The sequence below is a fragment of the Acidocella sp. MX-AZ02 genome (assembly GCF_000306035.1).
GTDB classification, from domain to species: domain Bacteria; phylum Pseudomonadota; class Alphaproteobacteria; order Acetobacterales; family Acetobacteraceae; genus Acidocella; species Acidocella facilis.
The window spans coordinates 1,207,085-1,222,577 of sequence record NZ_JH976207.1; the positions used below are offsets into that span (position 1 = coordinate 1,207,085).

Here is a 15,493-nt window from a genome sequence, read left to right on the forward strand (position 1 = left end):
TCAGCCTCCCGCGCAGGGGGTGGGCGGAGCCGGCAGACGGGTCCAGGTTTCGGAGCGGCCGAGCAGCGGGATGCCGACATAGCCGCGCACATGCAGCGTGCCGTCGGCGGCCAGATGCATCACCGATTTATAGGTTTTGCCGTTTTCGGGATCGTAGATCCAGCCGCCTTTCCAACTGCCCGGCCCATCCGGGGTGAAGCGGCCGAGAATCGGCAGGCCGCAGAGCGGGCGGTTTTGCAGCGCCGCATTGCTGTTGTGAATATCGGTCTTGGGCTTGCCCTGCGCATCCAGCGGCGCGCGCAGCCATTCGATTTTGCCACAGAGATCAGCACCGCACGGCGCGATCTCGATTCCGGCCTTGCCGGTCTGGTCCAGCCACCAGCCTTGCGGCGAGGGCTGCGCGCTGGCCGGGGCGCCCAACAGCGCCCCGGCGGCGAGCGCCGGAAGAAAAATCGCCAGGCGGCGGAAAGTGAATGCTTGCATTTCCATCCCTTTTTGGTATTTAACATACACAATACGTCAGGTAACGACTCTATTCAACAATAAAGACGCGGCGTGACGGCAAAGACGCACACGGGACCTGGCCCTAGAAAGAAAGCTGAGGAGGAAAGCGGTATCATGAAAAAAACAACAGCGATCAGGCCTTATCTTCTGGCGGCGAGCGCCTTGTGCGCCCTCGCCGCGGCGCCCACGGCGCGGGCCTCCGGCTTTGGCCTGCGTGAGGGCTCCGCCGACTGGCTGGGCAACGCCTTTGTCGGCGGCGAGGCGAAAGCCTATGACGCCTCCACCGCCTGGACCAACCCGGCCGGCATGGCGCTGCTGAACCAGGACGAGATTGACGGCAATGTCAGCTATATCGGCCCGTCCGCCAGCTTCAGCGGCTATAACACCGACCCGTTGACCGGCGGCACGGTGCGCGGCGTGCAGGGCGGCAATGCCGTCACCCCGGCGGCCTCGGGCGCGATGTTCGGCGTGCTGGTGCTGGGGCCGGATTGGCGGGTGGGCTTCTCCGTCACCAACCCGTATGGCGAGCGCACCTCCTACCCCACCAATTTCGTCGGCCGCTATCAGAGTCTGGTCTCCAGCATCACCGGCATCGATTTCAGCCCGTCGATTTCCTATAAGGTGAACAACCATTTCTCCATCGGCGGCGGGCCGGTGTTCGAATATTTCCATGCCCGCCTCACCCAGGCGCTGAACGTGCCGGTGCTGAGTGCCGCCACCGGGCAGGATCCCTTCGCCGATGTGCATGGCAGCGATCTCGGCGTCGGCTATAATATCGGTATGATGTATCAGCTCGATGACGCGACGCGCATCGGCGTGGATTACCATTCGCGCATCCGCCACAACATCACCGGCACCCAGAGCATCTCCACCCCGCCGATCTATTCCGCGCTGAGCCCGGCGACGGTGGCGCTGCTGGGGGCGGAAAACAGCCGTGCCACCACCTCCATCACCCTGCCGGATTCGATCGGGGTTGGCATCTATCACCAGGTGAATGACCGGCTGGCGCTGATGGGCAGCCTGCAATGGACGCATTGGGCGCTGTTCAACAGCCTCCATGTCACCCCCACCAACGGCGCGCCGGGCACGGTGATCAACGAGAACTGGCATAATACCTGGTTCGCCGGCATCGGCGCGAATTATCAGCTCAGCGAACGGCTGATGCTGCAGGCGGGCTTTGCCTTCGACCAGTCGCCGGTGACGGACAGCAACCGCACCTCGCGCGTGCCCGATGCCAACCATTACGATATCGGCGTCGGCGCGCAATATAAGCTGACCCCGGCGACGACCTTCCAGCTCGCTTATGGCCATGTCTTCACCCCGGGCGGCAGCGTCAACACCACCGCGTCAAGCTCGCTGCCCACCCCCAGCGGCACGCTGGTCGGCAATTACAGCGCCTCGGATAATTCCGTGACCGCTGGCGTGACGATGAAGTTCTGAGTTTCACCGGGCGGCAAAACGCCGCCCGGGCGCAACCGAGACAAAATGACGACCGGCCCTTCCAGGTGTCCGGCGTGATGGAGGCCCCATGTCGCACCAGGATCCGCTCTATACCGTCACGCAACTCGGCGCCGAGCTTGGGATCACCGTGCGCACGCTGCATTTCTACGAGGCGCAGGGGCTGCTCACGCCGCGGCGCATCGGCAATAACCGCGTCTATTCCCAGCGCGACCGGGCCCGCATGATCCTGATCCTGCGCGGCAAGCGGCTGGGTTTCTCGATCAAGGAGATCAAGGAATATATCGAGCTTTACGATGTCGATCCGACCCAGGGCCAGCAAACCAAGCAGCTGCTGAAGGCCGTGCATCATCGCATCCAGAAGCTTGAGGATCAGCGCGTGGCGCTGGAACAGACATTGAATGAGCTGCGCGGCATCGAGCTGCAATGCCAGACGGTGCTGGAGAGGCTGGGGACGATCCAGGCCCCGCCGCCGGCGCCGAAAACCGAACCCAAATCAGGCGTGGCCAGGAAACCGGCCCGCGCCGCCAAAACGATCGGGAGATCAAATTGACCCAAGCCGTCATCGCGGGCTACGCCCGCTCGCCCTTTACCCTGGCTGCCAAAGGCGCGCTGGCGCGCGTGCGGCCGGACGATCTCGCCGCCGAGACCATTGCCGGTCTGGTGGCACGGCTCTCGCTGAATACGGCGGATCTGGAAGCCGTGATTCTCGGCTGCGCCTTCCCGGAAGGCGAGCAGGGGCTGAACCTGGCGCGGCTGGTGGGTTTGAATGCCGGCCTGCCGCAATCGGTCGGCGGCTATACGGTCAATCATTTCTGCGGCTCCTCGATGCAGGCGATCCATATCGCCGCCGGGCATATCGCTGCCGGGGCGGGCGAGGCCTTCATCGCCGCCGGGGTGGAGAGCATGAGCCGGGTGCCGATGGGCGGCTATAACCCGCTGCCCAACCCTGGCCTCTATGCCAAGCTGCCCGCCGCCTATATGGGCATGGGCGAGACCGCCGAGAATGTCGCGGCGAAATGGAATATTTCGCGGGCTGAGCAGGAAGCCTTCGCGGTGGAGAGCCAGAAGCGCGCCGCCGCCGCCATCGCCGAAGGGCGGTTGCGCGAGGAGATCGTGCCGATCACCTCCAAGGCCGGCATGGTGGAGCGGGATGGCTGCCCGCGGCCGGAGACCAGCGCCGAGACCCTGGCCGGGCTCAAACCAGCCTTCAGCACCGAGGGCAGTGTCACCGCCGGCACCTCCTCGCCGCTGACCGATGGCGCCTCCGCCGTGCTGGTGTGCAGCGCGGATTACGCCGCCAAGCATGGGCTGAAGCCGCTGGCGCGCATTCTCGCCAGCGCCACCGCTGGCTGCGCGCCGGAGATCATGGGCATCGGCCCTGTCGCGGCCTCGAAAAAAGCGCTGGCGCGGGCGGGGATTTCCGTGAGCGATCTCGATGTGGTGGAGCTGAATGAGGCCTTCGCCTCGCAGTCTCTGGCCTGTATCCGGGATCTCGGGCTGGATGCGGCGAAAGTGAATATCGATGGCGGCGCCATCGCCCTTGGCCATCCGCTGGGCGCCACCGGGGCGCGCATCACCGGCAAGGCGGCATCATTGCTCGTGCGCACTGGCGGGCGTTATGCGCTGGCGACGCAATGCATCGGCGGCGGCCAGGGCATCGCCACCGTGCTGGAGCGCGTGTGATGGAGAGCATCCGCAAGGCCGCAATCATCGGCGCCGGAACCATGGGGGCGGCGATTGCCGCGCAATTCGCCAATGCCGGCGTGCCGGTATTGCTGTTGGATATCGTGAAAGAGGGCACACCCAACCGCAACGCGCTGGCCGAAGGCGCCATTGCGAAAATGTTGAAGACGGATCCGGCGCCGTTCATGTCCAGCCGCGCCGCGAAGCTGGTGACGCCGGGCAATCTGGAGGATGATCTGGCGCAGCTTGCGAGCTGCGACTGGATCGTCGAGGCGATCATCGAGCGGCTGGATCTGAAGCAGGCGCTCTATAAGAAAATCGACGCGGTGCGCAAACCGGGAAGTGCTGTCTCCTCCAACACCTCCACCATTCCGCTGGCCAAACTCACCGAGGGGATGCCAGAGAGTTTCAAGCGCGACTTCCTGATCACGCATTTCTTCAACCCGCCGCGCTATATGCGGTTGCTGGAGCTGGTGAGCGGGCCTGAGACGGATGCGAAGCTGGCGCAGGCCGTGGCGCGTTTTGCCGATCTGATGCTGGGCAAGAGCGTGGTGAGCGCGAAAGATTCACCGGGCTTCATCGCCAACCGGCTCGGCGTGTTCTGGCTGCAGACCGGCGTGGTCGAGGCGATGGAGCTGGGGCTGACCGTGGAGGAGGCCGACGCGATCATGAGCCGGCCCTTCGGGATTCCGAAGACCGGTGTGTTCGGCTTGATCGATCTGGTCGGGCTGGATCTGATGCCGCATATCAATGCCAGCCTCGCCGGCAGCCTGCCAAAGAGCGACGCCTTTCACGCCACCAACAAGGATATTCCGCTGATCAAGACGATGATCGCGGAGGGCAATATCGGCCGCAAGGGCAAAGGCGGGTTCTACCGCAAAGGCGCGAAGGGGCGCGAGGCGATCGACCTCGCCAGCGGCGCCTACCGGCCGGTGCGCAAGGCGGCGACGCCGGACGGGCGGGATCTGCGCAAGCTGCTGGAAAATTCGGCCTATGCCTGGCGGGTGATGGGGCCGACGCTCGCCTACGCGGCGTCGCTGCTGCCGGAGGCGGCCGATGATGTGCACGCCATCGATGAGGCGATGCGGCTGGGCTATAACTGGAAGCTGGGGCCGTTCGAGCTGATCGACAAGATCGGCGCGGATTGGCTGGCGGAGAAGCTGGCCAAGGATGGCATGAAGCTGCCGGCTTTGCTGGATGCCGCGCGCGGCCAGAGCTTTTACAAGCTGGATGGCGCCAAACGGCTGTATCTCGGGCTGGATGATGCCTACCATGAGCTGCACCGCCCCGAAGGCGTGCTGATGCTCGAAGACATCAAGCGCGCGACGAAGCCGCTGCTGAAGAACGCCTCGGCCAGCCTGTGGGATATTGGCAATGGCGTGCTATGCTTCGAGCTGACCTCGAAGAGCAATAGCTGGGATGCGCAGAATCTCGAACTGCTCGGCAAGGCGATCGAGCTGGTGCCGCAGAACCACAAGGCGCTGGTGATCTATAATGAAGGCGCGCATTTCTCTGTCGGCGCCAATCTGGGGCTGGCGTTGTTTGCCGCCAACATCGCCGCCTGGGGCGAGATTGAGAAACTCGTGGCCAGTGGCCAAAAGACTTTCAAGGCGCTGAAATACGCCCCCTTCCCCAGCGTGGCCGCACCGTTCGGCATGGCGCTGGGGGGCGGCTGCGAGATCGTGCTGCATGCCTCGGCGGTGCAGGCGCATGCGGAGACCTATATAGGACTGGTGGAATGCGGCGTCGGGCTGGTGCCGGCCTGGGGCGGCTGCACGGAAATGCTGGCGCGCTATCAGGGCGCCAAGACCATGCCGAAAGGCCCGATGCCGGCGGCGGCCAAGGTGTTCGAGATGGTCTCCACCGCCACGGTCAGCAAATCCGCTGCCAATGCCAAGGAGCTTCTGTTCCTACGCGAGGGCGACGGCATCACCATGAACCGCTACCGGCTGCTGGCCGATGCCAAGGCCAAGGCGTTGACACTGGTGGAAGCCTACGCCGCGCCGGAGCCGCCAACCTACCAGCTCCCCGGCGAGGATGGGCGTGTCGGCTTTGGCATGGCGGTGAAGGAATTCCGCAAGAAGGGCCTGGCCACACCGTATGACGAGGTGGTGGCGGGCGAGCTTGCCACCGTGCTCAGCGGCGGCGAGGCGGACATCATCGACCGGCCGAGCGAGGCCGATATTCTGGCGCTGGAACGCGGCGCCTTCACCCGGTTGATCCGCAAGGACGGCACGCTGGCGCGCATCGAAACGATGCTCACCACCGGCAAGCCGCTGCGCAACTAAGGAGACGAGCCATGCAAACTTACACCGCCCCGCTGCGGGACATGCGCTTTGTGCTGCACGAGCTGCACCCCGCCCCTGCCCTGCCCGGCCATGAGGAATTCACGCCCGAGCTGCTGGACACCGTGCTGGAGGAAGCCGGAAAATTCTGTTCCGAAGTGCTGCTGCCGCTCAACGCCTCCGGCGATGAGGAAGGCTGCCATTATGAAAACGGCGTGGTGCGCACGCCGAAGGGGTTCAAGGAAGCCTACGCCGCCTTCAACGAGGCCGGCTGGGGCGCGCTGAACGCCGACCCGGCCTATGGCGGCCAGGGCCTGCCGGAGACGGTGGCGAAGCTGGTGGAGGAGATGATCTGCGCCTGCAATATCTCCTTCGGCCTCTATCCCGGCCTCACCCATGGCGCCTATCTGGCGATGAAGAGCCATGCCTCGGATGAGCTGAAGGATTTCTACCTGCCGAAGATGGTTTCGGGCGAATGGGCGGGCACGATGTGCCTGACCGAGCCGCATTGCGGCACCGATCTCGGGCTGCTGCGCACGAAAGCCATCCCGCAGGAGGATGGCAGCTACAGCCTGACGGGATCGAAAATCTTCATCTCCGCCGGCGAGCATGATATGGCGGAGAACATCATCCATCTGGTGCTGGCCAGGCTGCCGGATGCGCCTTCCGGGGTGAAGGGCATCTCGCTGTTTCTGGTGCCGAAATTCCTGCCGGATGAAAACGGCAAGCCGGGGGCGCGCAACGGCGTCTCCTGCGCCGCCATCGAGCATAAGATGGGCATCAAGGCCTCCGCCACCTGCCAGATGAATTTCGACGATGCCAAAGGCTGGCTCGTCGGCGCCCCACATAAGGGCATGCAGGCGATGTTCGTGATGATGAATTCCGAACGTCTCTCGGTCGGCACGCAAGGTCTGGGGATTGGCGAGGCCGCCTACCAGGGCGCGGTCGCCTACGCGAAGGACAGGTTGCAGGGCCGCTCCCTCGCAGGGGCGAAATATCCCGAGAAGGCGGCCGACCCGATCATCGTGCATCCGGACATCCGCCGCAATCTGATGACCATGCGCGCCTATAATGAAGGCTGCCGGGCGCTGGGCGTCTGGGTGGCCGGGGTCATGGATATCGCCGAGCGTTCGGGCGATGAAAAAGCCAAGGCGGAGGCTGAGGAATTCATCGCGGTCATGACGCCGATCGTGAAGGCGCTGTTTACCGATCTCGGCTTCGAAAGCGCCAATCTGGCAGTGCAGACCTATGGCGGCCATGGCTATATCCGCGACCATGGCATGGAGCAGCTGGTGCGGGATTCGCGTATCGCGATGATCTATGAAGGCACCAACGGCATCCAGGCGCTGGATCTGGTGGGGCGCAAGATGCCGGCGAATATGGGCCGCGGCCTGCGCCGCTTCTTCCATCCGGTGCAGGAATTCATTGATGAAAACCAGAATGATCCGGGCATTGGCAAGCTGGTGCAGGGCTTTGCCCGCGGCTTCGGGGCGTTGCAGCTCGCCACCTCCTTCATCGCCGAAAAGGCGCTGAAGGATCCTGAGGAAGCCGGGGCGGCGGCCACCGAATATCTGCGCCTGTTCGGGCTGGTGGCGTTGGGCTTCATGTGGCTGCGCAGCGCCAAGATCGCCACCGGCAAGCTGGCCGATGCCGGGGCGGATGCCGGTTTCTACAAGACCAAGCTGGTGACGGCGCGGTTTTTCATCGAGCGCATCCTGCCGCAAGTTGGCGCCCTGCTGGCCTCCATCAAATCCGGTAAGGCCGCGATGATGGCGCTGGAGGATGAAGCCTTCTAAAGCACGCACAAAATTTCTGGCTAAACCATAAATAGAGCGAGCGGGTGCAGGCCCGTCTCGCTCTATTTCGTCTCGTCTGACTGGCGGGCGACCACCGCGTTGGCTTCGCGGATCGCCCGTCCTTCATCGCCTGTGCGCTCCAATGTCTCATTCGCGATCTTTACCCAGAGGGCGCGCAGCGTTTCGCTATTGGCCTTATGGGTATGGCGTTCGGCGTCTTTCGCGGTCCAGGGCATCTGCTCCTCCTGACATTTCGCTTGCCCCTACAGGTAGGCGTGCGGCCGGCTCATGCAAGCGAAGGCGGCAAAATCGCTCTCCCGCGCCCCTGCGCGCATGAAAAAACCCCGGCGGGCCTTCGCCCGCCGGGGTTTGATCGACCGGAAATGTCCGGGGTTACTGCAGCAGCGTCGGCTGGGTGGCGGCGGCCGCGCTGTTGGGCATCACCATGGTGCGCTGATCCAGAGACTGGAACATCCACACGGTCAGGCCAACGGTGATGATGAACAGCGGCACGGTGAGGATCAGCGAGACGCTCTTCCAGATCTGCGCCCGGGAAATATCCAGCCCGTAGAACAGCACCGCCTGGGAGAGCAGCGCCAGCGCCGCCAGACCGCCGACGACCTCGACATAGGTTTCATAGCCCATGTCGTGACGCAGCGTGACGATGAGGGCCGCCCCCATCAGCGCCACTGTGCTGATGAAGCCGGCGATATAGCGCATCGCACCGCCCATGCGGACTTCCGGATGCGCCAGCGGATCGGAATGAGAACCAGCCATCTGATCAGGCTCCAATCATATAGACATAGATGTAAACGCAAACCCAGACGGTGGCCTGGAACTGCCAGAACATGCGCAGGTTCAAAAGCCGCGCCACCACCATCTCATTGAAGCCGTCGCGCGGGATCTGCACCAGCATTACCAGCATCCAGAGCAGCCCGAACAGCATGTGGATGGCATGGGTCAGGATCAGCACGAAATAGGCCGAGAGATAGCCCGAGCGGTCCATGCCGTTGCCCTGGGCGGTCAGCGTCGCCAGATCGTTGAAGCCAAAACCCAGGAACACCACCGCCAGCACCATCGCGGCGACGATGCCGAGCATGACACCGGCGCGGTTGCCGGTTTTCAGCGCCACGGTGGCAAGGCTGTAGGCGGTGACGGAGCCGAGGATGGCGATGGTCTGCCAGAAGCCCTCGACCGGGTTGACGATCTGGGTGGCGATCGGCCCGCCGGCGGCGTTCATCGGGGTGTCGAGCACCGCATAGGCGGCGAACAACGCCGTGAACAGCAGCGCGTCGCTGAGCATATAGAGCCAGAAGCCCAGCGTACGGGCGGAAATCTGGCTATGCCCCGCAAAGCCGGGCGCGAAGAGGCGCGTATTCGCGTCAGGTGCCGCTTGGTGGGCCATTAATGCGCCTCCACGTGAGAATAATGGTGGTGGGAACGGTCCGGCTGTTCGGAGACAACCGAGCCCAGAGCGAGGTCACGCTCCATCGCCGCGATCTCTTCCGGCTGCAGATGATAGCCCTCATTCTTGTAGAAGGAGCGGATGATCACGCAGACGATCAGCGCCGTCAGCGAAATCGCCGCCAGCCACCAGATGCGCCAGATCATCGCGAAGCCCCAGACCGCGGCCAGCATGCCGATGACGAACGGCATCCCGGTATTGCTCGGCATATGGATGGCCTCGAAATGTTCGGGCTGCGCCTTGTCCAGCCCGTGCTTGCGGCGCCAGGCCAGCTCGTCGCGGGTGTTCACCTGCGGCGTCACCGCGAAATTATAGAACGGCACCGGCGAGGGGGTGAGCCATTCCAGCGTGCGCGAGGTGCCCCAGGCATCCGCGCCGGCCGCGTTCTTCTTGCGGTTGACGATGGAGAAGACCAGCATCAGCGCGAAGCAGGCCAGCGAGATCACATACAGGATCATGCCGATTTCCTCGACCACCAGCATCGGCTTCCAGGCCGTGTTGAAGGTCCAGTCCAGACGGCGGGTTTCGCCCTCGAAGCCCAGCGCGAACATCGCGGTGAAGACGATGAGCGTGGCGATGGAGAAGGTCCAGAAGAAGGCCTTGCCCCAGCTCTCATCGAGCCTGAAACCGAACACTTTCGGGAACCAGTAGGAGACGCCAGCGAAGGCGGCGGCGACGACCAGCAGCACCATGCAGTGGAAATGCGCGATGACGAACACCGAGTCATGCACCGTATAGTTCACCGCCGGGATCGCCAGCATCATGCCGGTGAGGCCGCCGGCCAGCAGCAGGAACAGCCCGAACATCGCCCACAGCATCGGCACCGTATAGGTGATGCGGGCGCGATACATGGTGAAGGCCCAGTTGAACACCTTCACGCCGGTGGGGATGCCGACCAGCATGGTGGCGACGGAGAAGAAGCCGTTAATGTCCGGCCCCGCCCCCATGGTGAAGAAGTGATGCAGCCACACCACCCAGGATACGCCGGCGATGGCGAAGGAGGCCGCGACCATGGTGACATAGCCAAAGAGCGGCTTCTCGCAGAAGGTCGGCACGACCTCGGAGAGGATGCCGAACACCGGCAGAATCAGGAAGTACACCTCCGGATGGCCCCAGAGCCAGAACAGGTTGGTATACAGCATCAGGTTGCCGCCCATGCCGGCGGTGAAGAAATGCGTGCCCAGATAACGGTCCGCACCCAGCAGCGCCAACGCAACACCCAACACCGGGAAGGCGGTGAGGCCGATGATGTTGGTGGAGAGCGTCGTCCAGCTGAAAATCGGCATGCGGAACCAGGTCATCCCCGGGGCGCGCATTTCCACGATGGTGACGATCATATTGATCGCGTTCAGCGTGGTGCCGACAGAGGAGATCTGAATCGCCCACATCCAGTAATCGACACCGGTGGAGGGGGAATAGGGCAGCTCGGTCAGCGGGATCAGACCGACCCAGCCGGCGGCCGAGAAGTCACCCACGAACAGCGAGAGCATGACCAGCCCGGCGGCCCCGGCGGTGAGCCAGAGCGACAGCGCGTTCATGTAAGGGAAGGCCATGTCGCGCGCGCCCAGCTGCAACGGCACCACGATATTCTGGAAGCCGGTGAGGATGGGGGTGGCGGCGAACAGGATCATGATGGTCCCGTGCGCGGAATAGACCTGGTCGAAATGGAAGGGCGGCAGGAAGCCGTGCTGTGCGCCCATATAGCCAGGGGCATTCGGGCCGTTGGCCAGCACCTGCTGGGTGCGGATCAGCAAACCGTCGGCGAAGCCGCGGAAGAGCATGACCAGGCCGATGACGATATACATCACGCCGATCTTCTTATGATCGACCGTGGTCAGCCATTCGCGCCAGAAATACCCGACTTTCTTGAAGTAGAGCACCGCGCCGATGACCACGATGGCGGCCAGCATGGCGCCCGCGAAGGTATATTGCAGGATGGGGATATTATACGGGATCTGATCCAGCGTGAGGCGGCCGAAGAGCGGCGACCAAGGACCGGGAACGTGTACTTGCATGATCTAACCTTCCTTCGCGCTACTTCTCGGTCTCGTTGGAGGCGATGCTCTTGGTGAGAGCGGCCGAGACGGGATAGACCACGCCGGCCTGCGCCGCGGCCACGACCTTGTCGAAGAGTTGCGGATCGGGGTTGGAGAAATAGGAGATCTTGGCGCCGATATTGGCGTGCGGCTGGGCCAGTTTCTGGAAAGTGGCATAGCTCAGCTGATCCGGGCTGGCGGCCGCTTTCTGCACCCAGGCGGTGAAATCAGCCGGGGAGACGATCTTGGTGTCGAACTGCATCCAGGAGAAGCCGGCACCGGAGAAATCGGCGGCGAAGCCGGTCCATTGGCCGAGCTTGGGCGCGTCGAACGTGTCCTTGGTGCGCATGCCCGGCATCACCGCGATCATCGGCAGCAGCTGCGGCACATAGATGTCGTTTGAGACGGAGGCGGAGGTCAGGTTGAACTTCACCACGGCACCCTGCGGGACGACCAGCTGGTCGATGGTGGCGATCTTCTGCTGCGGATAGACGAAAATCCACTGCCAGTCGGTGGCGATGACATCGACATGCAGGACATTCTGCGGGTCCGCGGCGATCTGCTTCTGCAGCAACCCGGGGTTGTACGGCTCGATCGCGTACAAGGTTTTCACCGTGTACCAGCCAAGCCCGCCGACGATGAGCAGCGGCACGCCCCACACCAGCAATTCCAGCGCCGTGTTGTGCGACCAATCCGGGTCGTGCTTGGCGTTGGCGCCGGCGCGATAGCGCCAGCCGAACCAGACAATCACCAGCAGCACCGGCAGAATGACCAGCATCATCACGACCGTATCGACGATCGTGGCGTGCCATTCCTGGGTGGCGATCAGATTCTCCGGGTGGAACAGCAGGTAGTCTCCGCTCGAGGCGCAGGCGGCCAGCGCCAGCATGGGGAGCAGAGCGAGATAGGGTTTCAGTCTCAAGGCTGCCTCGCGTCTAAGATTTCCACCTCCCGCACCAGCGCAAACCGGCCCGGACGGCACTTCACGTTCAACCGCGCGGCATATTCACGCCGCGCGGTTGAACATAGACAGCCTTTATATTGATTGGTCGCAAACGGAAAGCCATTGTCACATTTTGACATGACATATCAGAAATCTGACATGACAGGCTTCAACACCTATTCGCGACGCCTTATATGCCGGAAGCGTGCCTTTTGCGCCTCAACCGTTGCGAATCATCCGCCGATAGAGATGCCAGGCGCTATGTCCGAGGATGGGAATCGTCACCGCTAGGCCGATCAGCCCAGGAATCGCCCCGATCAGCAGCAAACCGGCAATAAGAAGCCCCCAAATCAGCGTTACCGCGGGATTGGCAAGAGCCGCCCTCACCGAGACTGACACTGCCTCGGCAACCCCAATTTCATGGTCAAGCGCCAGCTGAAAGGAAACCAGCGCCGTGGCCAGTGCCACCACCCCGAACACCGCGCCGACCAACACCCCGATCAGAATCATCTCATGGCCGGGGGCGGTAGCGAAAGTCCCGTGCAGGAAGCTCCCGGTTCCGGGAGCGCTACCCAGCGTTGTGTGGTAAATCACACCGGCAACCGCGATCCAGACCGCGAACAGCCCGATCAACAGCAAGGCCAGGCGCTTGATGACGCTCCCACGCGGCGACTCGAAGATCGCCCCGGCGGCATCCACGGTCGCGACTCCGTCGCGCTCACGCTGCCGGCTCAGCGCGCCGAACCAGATCGTCGCCACCGGACCAACCAGCGCCATGCCGCTCGCGACAGGGAAGAGCAGCGGCAAAAAATGCCGGTCGATCAAGGCAATGGCGATAAACAACGCCGCCAGCGGATAGATGACGACCATCACCAGCACATCGGTCCGGCAGGCCAGCCAGTCCTGCACACCCTCGCGCAAGGCGGCACGCAGATCGCCAAAGCCGATCTTCTGCACCGTTACCGGGCTGGTATCGGCTTCCGGATGGGTCGTCGTGGGGTAAGGCTGTCCACCGGGATAGTCTGTATCATGCACGGCCTTAATCAGCGTAGCAGCCATCGGTCTTCTCCCAATTTTTGCCCATTTCGGGTCTTGCCCCTTTTGGGCGGGCAAATTTTCTTCTTCTTTTGATTTAAGACCGTTTTGGCGTTTTCAACCAGAAAAATCGTAACCGCGTCTCCAGAATTCCGAAGCTTCTATCCGGCCCGCGCATGGGCGGTGGCGGCGGCGAACAGTTCGGCATCCGGATGCTGGCCGGTATAGAGGACGAATTGCTCCAGCGCCTGCAGCGCCACGATCTGAGCGCCGGTGACCACGGATTTGCCCAGTTGCCGAGCGGCATGGACCAAGGGCGTCTCGGCCGGCACCGCCACCACATCCATCACCGCCAAGGCGCGCTCGATCATCGGCTCCGGGAAGGCGTAATGCCCCTCCTCCGGCCCGCCCGCCATGCCGATGGGGGTGGCGTTGAGCAGATAATCCGCCTCCACCCCGTCCGTGCTGGCCGCCCATTCATAGGAGCAACCTTGCGCCAGCGCCCTGCCCTGCGCCTCATTGCGGGCGATGATGATGCCGTTTTCATAGCCTGAGAGCTTCAGCGCATAGGCGACCGCCTTGGCCATGCCGCCACTGCCGCGCAGCGCCACCCGCGCGCTGGGGGGCAGACCGGCCTGGCGCAACAGATCCCGCACCGCGATGAAATCCGTGTTATAAGCCACCAGCCTTCCATGCTCATTGACGATGGTGTTGACCGACTGGATCGCCGCCGCCGAGGGGGTGAGCTCATCCAGCAGCGGGATGCAGGCTTCCTTATACGGCATGGAGACGCCGCAGCCGCGGATTTTCAGGGCGCGCAGGCCACGAATGGCGCCTTCCAGATCCTCCGTGGTGCAGGCTTTGTAAATATAATTCAGCCCCAAATTCTGGTAGAGATAATTATGGAAGCGTGTGCCGAAATTGCTGGGCCGCGCCGCGAGCGAAATGCAGATAATGGTATCCTTGTCTATGCTCATCGGCCTGCCCTCCTGGTTGGCGCAGAGTAGCATAAAAGTCAGGCATCAAAACCATGCCTGGACGCGATGGGGTGCCAGAGCGCAGTTTGCCGTTCCGCAGAAGCGTTGAAGGAGCTTGTGATGCGTCGCCTCTCTCTCGTCCCGGTCTTTCTCGGCCTCGCCGGCGCTGCGCAGGCCGCCCTGCCCGCCCCCGCCTACAACCCGCCCGATACCGCCAGCAGCGAAACCGCCATTCTCTCCGGCGGCTGCTTCTGGGGGGTGCAGGGCGTGTTCGAGCATGTGAAGGGTGTCAGCCAGGCGCTGTCGGGCTATACCGGCGGGCAGAAAGCCACGGCGGATTACGAGACGGTGAGCACTGGCAGCACCGGCCACGCGGAATCGGTGAAGATCACCTTCAACCCGCGGGTGATTTCCTATGGCCAGATCCTGCAGATCTATTTCGCCGTCACCACCGACCCGACCGAGCTGAACTACCAGGGCCCGGACCATGGCACCCAATATCGCGGGGAGATCTGGACGACCTCGCCGCAGCAGAAGGAGATCGCCACACGCTATATCGCGCAGCTTGGCGCGGATCATGCCTTCCCGGCGCCGATCGTCACCCGCGTGGATGCGGCGATGCCGTTCTATCCGGCCGAGGGCTATCATCAGGATTTCCTGATCCGCCATCCGGATAATCCCTATATCGTCTTCAACGACATCCCGAAGGTGGAAGCGCTGAAGGCGCAATTCCCGGCTTTGTATGAAACCGATCCGGTGACGGTTCTGAAAGGCAACACATGATCCGCCGTATGTTCCTGCTGGCCGGCGCCAGCGCCCTGGCGCTGGGCGCGAAGGCCCGCGCCGCCTACCGGGTGACGCACACGGACGCCGAATGGCGCCGGCTGCTCACCCCGGCGCAATATGAGATTTTGCGCCAGCAAGGCACCGAGCCGCCCTTTAGCTCGGCGCTGCTGAACGAGCATCGCAAAGGCATTTTCCATTGCGCCGGCTGCGCGCTGCCGCTGTTCTCCTCCGCCACCAAATATGACAGCGGCACCGGCTGGCCCAGCTTTTACGCGCCGCTGCCGCATGCGGTGGATGAGCAGAACGATACCAGCTTCGGCATGGACCGCACCGAGGTGCATTGCAGCCAATGCGGCGGGCATCTGGGGCATGTGTTCCCGGATGGGCCGCGCCCGACCGGGTTGCGCTACTGCATGAACGGGCTGGCGTTGGGGTTTACGCCGGCGTGAGGGCGTCGTGGGGGCTTTTTGAAAAAAGCCCACACACCCCCAAAACTTTTGCGACTTATGCTTTGAGTTTCGC

Annotated in this window: 15 protein-coding genes; 7 read left to right on the forward strand and 8 right to left on the reverse strand. The window is 63.3% G+C overall.

All coding sequences use genetic code 11. From position 1 onward, the window contains the following. A complete protein-coding gene (locus MXAZACID_RS05965) occupies positions 1–483 on the reverse strand; it encodes a DUF2147 domain-containing protein (protein ID WP_168118396.1) in 483 nt (160 codons plus the stop codon). A gap of 135 nt (positions 484–618) precedes the next feature. Between MXAZACID_RS05965 and MXAZACID_RS05970 the strand changes: the two genes are divergently transcribed. The 5 genes from MXAZACID_RS05970 (at position 619) to MXAZACID_RS05990 (ending at position 7,729) form a co-directional block, all read left to right on the forward strand. Beyond that, positions 619–1,944: an OmpP1/FadL family transporter gene (locus tag MXAZACID_RS05970; RefSeq protein WP_008493260.1), complete on the forward strand. Its 1,326-nt coding sequence runs from the start codon at positions 619–621 to the stop codon at positions 1,942–1,944. 88 nt (positions 1,945–2,032) lie between these two features. Beyond that, entirely contained in the window at positions 2,033–2,515 is a 483-nt protein-coding gene (locus MXAZACID_RS05975; protein ID WP_008493261.1) for a MerR family DNA-binding transcriptional regulator, read from the forward strand. Further along, entirely contained in the window at positions 2,512–3,648 is a 1,137-nt protein-coding gene (locus MXAZACID_RS05980; protein WP_008493263.1) for a thiolase family protein, read from the forward strand. The genes MXAZACID_RS05975 and MXAZACID_RS05980 overlap by 4 nt, the downstream gene beginning before the upstream one ends. Beyond that, on the forward strand, positions 3,648–5,936 hold the full coding sequence (locus MXAZACID_RS05985) for a 3-hydroxyacyl-CoA dehydrogenase/enoyl-CoA hydratase family protein (protein ID WP_008493264.1): 2,289 nt from the start codon (positions 3,648–3,650) through the stop codon (positions 5,934–5,936). Before MXAZACID_RS05980 ends, MXAZACID_RS05985 begins: the two co-directional genes overlap by 1 nt. Before the next feature lie 11 nt (positions 5,937–5,947). Then, a complete protein-coding gene (locus MXAZACID_RS05990) occupies positions 5,948–7,729 on the forward strand; it encodes an acyl-CoA dehydrogenase C-terminal domain-containing protein (RefSeq protein WP_008493265.1) in 1,782 nt (593 codons plus the stop codon). Positions 7,730–7,791: 62 nt separating this feature from the next. Here the strand turns inward: MXAZACID_RS05990 and MXAZACID_RS19190 are convergent, their stop codons facing one another. From MXAZACID_RS19190 to MXAZACID_RS06020, 7 genes are all read right to left on the reverse strand, one after another. Further along, on the reverse strand, positions 7,792–7,965 hold the full coding sequence (locus MXAZACID_RS19190) for a hypothetical protein (protein ID WP_008493266.1): 174 nt from the start codon (positions 7,963–7,965) through the stop codon (positions 7,792–7,794). A gap of 157 nt (positions 7,966–8,122) precedes the next feature. Further along, complete coding sequence (locus tag MXAZACID_RS05995; protein WP_008493267.1) at positions 8,123–8,506, reverse strand: cytochrome o ubiquinol oxidase subunit IV; 384 nt, start codon at positions 8,504–8,506, stop codon at positions 8,123–8,125. A gap of 4 nt (positions 8,507–8,510) precedes the next feature. Continuing rightward, entirely contained in the window at positions 8,511–9,134 is a 624-nt protein-coding gene (locus tag MXAZACID_RS06000) for a cytochrome c oxidase subunit 3 (protein ID WP_008493268.1), read from the reverse strand. After that, complete coding sequence (locus MXAZACID_RS06005) at positions 9,134–11,209, reverse strand: cbb3-type cytochrome c oxidase subunit I (protein WP_008493269.1); 2,076 nt, start codon at positions 11,207–11,209, stop codon at positions 9,134–9,136. Before MXAZACID_RS06005 ends, MXAZACID_RS06000 begins: the two co-directional genes overlap by 1 nt. Positions 11,210–11,228: 19 nt before the next feature. Beyond that, on the reverse strand, positions 11,229–12,152 hold the full coding sequence (locus MXAZACID_RS06010) for a COX aromatic rich motif-containing protein (RefSeq protein WP_026438881.1): 924 nt from the start codon (positions 12,150–12,152) through the stop codon (positions 11,229–11,231). A gap of 240 nt (positions 12,153–12,392) precedes the next feature. Further along, on the reverse strand, positions 12,393–13,232 hold the full coding sequence (locus tag MXAZACID_RS06015; protein ID WP_008493271.1) for a DUF2189 domain-containing protein: 840 nt from the start codon (positions 13,230–13,232) through the stop codon (positions 12,393–12,395). Between the two features lie 137 nt (positions 13,233–13,369). Then, entirely contained in the window at positions 13,370–14,185 is an 816-nt protein-coding gene (locus MXAZACID_RS06020) for a shikimate 5-dehydrogenase (protein WP_008493273.1), read from the reverse strand. Between the two features lie 120 nt (positions 14,186–14,305). On the opposite strand from MXAZACID_RS06020, the gene msrA reads away from it, so the two are divergent. Both msrA and msrB read left to right on the forward strand, forming a co-directional pair. Then, positions 14,306–14,968, forward strand: coding sequence for a peptide-methionine (S)-S-oxide reductase MsrA (gene msrA / locus MXAZACID_RS06025; RefSeq protein WP_008493274.1), 663 nt, complete (start codon positions 14,306–14,308; stop codon positions 14,966–14,968). Next, a complete protein-coding gene (gene msrB, locus MXAZACID_RS06030; RefSeq protein ID WP_008493275.1) occupies positions 14,965–15,420 on the forward strand; it encodes a peptide-methionine (R)-S-oxide reductase MsrB in 456 nt (151 codons plus the stop codon). The genes msrA and msrB overlap by 4 nt, the downstream gene beginning before the upstream one ends. The last annotated feature ends 73 nt before the right edge of the window (positions 15,421–15,493 follow it).

What these genes read in the sequence shown, in the direction of transcription:
- MXAZACID_RS05990 (WP_008493265.1), top strand. Translation starts at nt 5,948, where the DNA reads ATGCAAACTTACACCGCCCCGCTGCGGGACATGCGCTTTGTGCTGCAC.
- MXAZACID_RS06000 (WP_008493268.1), bottom strand. Translation starts at nt 9,134, where the DNA reads ATGGCCCACCAAGCGGCACCTGACGCGAATACGCGCCTCTTCGCGCCC.
- MXAZACID_RS19190 (WP_008493266.1), bottom strand. Translation starts at nt 7,965, where the DNA reads ATGCCCTGGACCGCGAAAGACGCCGAACGCCATACCCATAAGGCCAAT.
- MXAZACID_RS06015 (WP_008493271.1), bottom strand. Translation starts at nt 13,232, where the DNA reads ATGGCTGCTACGCTGATTAAGGCCGTGCATGATACAGACTATCCCGGT.
- MXAZACID_RS06020 (WP_008493273.1), bottom strand. Translation starts at nt 14,185, where the DNA reads ATGAGCATAGACAAGGATACCATTATCTGCATTTCGCTCGCGGCGCGG.
- MXAZACID_RS05965 (WP_168118396.1), bottom strand. Translation starts at nt 483, where the DNA reads ATGCAAGCATTCACTTTCCGCCGCCTGGCGATTTTTCTTCCGGCGCTC.
- msrB (WP_008493275.1), top strand. Translation starts at nt 14,965, where the DNA reads ATGATCCGCCGTATGTTCCTGCTGGCCGGCGCCAGCGCCCTGGCGCTG.
- MXAZACID_RS06005 (WP_008493269.1), bottom strand. Translation starts at nt 11,209, where the DNA reads ATGCAAGTACACGTTCCCGGTCCTTGGTCGCCGCTCTTCGGCCGCCTC.
- MXAZACID_RS05995 (WP_008493267.1), bottom strand. Translation starts at nt 8,506, where the DNA reads ATGGCTGGTTCTCATTCCGATCCGCTGGCGCATCCGGAAGTCCGCATG.
- MXAZACID_RS05970 (WP_008493260.1), top strand. Translation starts at nt 619, where the DNA reads ATGAAAAAAACAACAGCGATCAGGCCTTATCTTCTGGCGGCGAGCGCC.
- MXAZACID_RS05985 (WP_008493264.1), top strand. Translation starts at nt 3,648, where the DNA reads ATGGAGAGCATCCGCAAGGCCGCAATCATCGGCGCCGGAACCATGGGG.
- MXAZACID_RS05975 (WP_008493261.1), top strand. Translation starts at nt 2,033, where the DNA reads ATGTCGCACCAGGATCCGCTCTATACCGTCACGCAACTCGGCGCCGAG.
- msrA (WP_008493274.1), top strand. Translation starts at nt 14,306, where the DNA reads ATGCGTCGCCTCTCTCTCGTCCCGGTCTTTCTCGGCCTCGCCGGCGCT.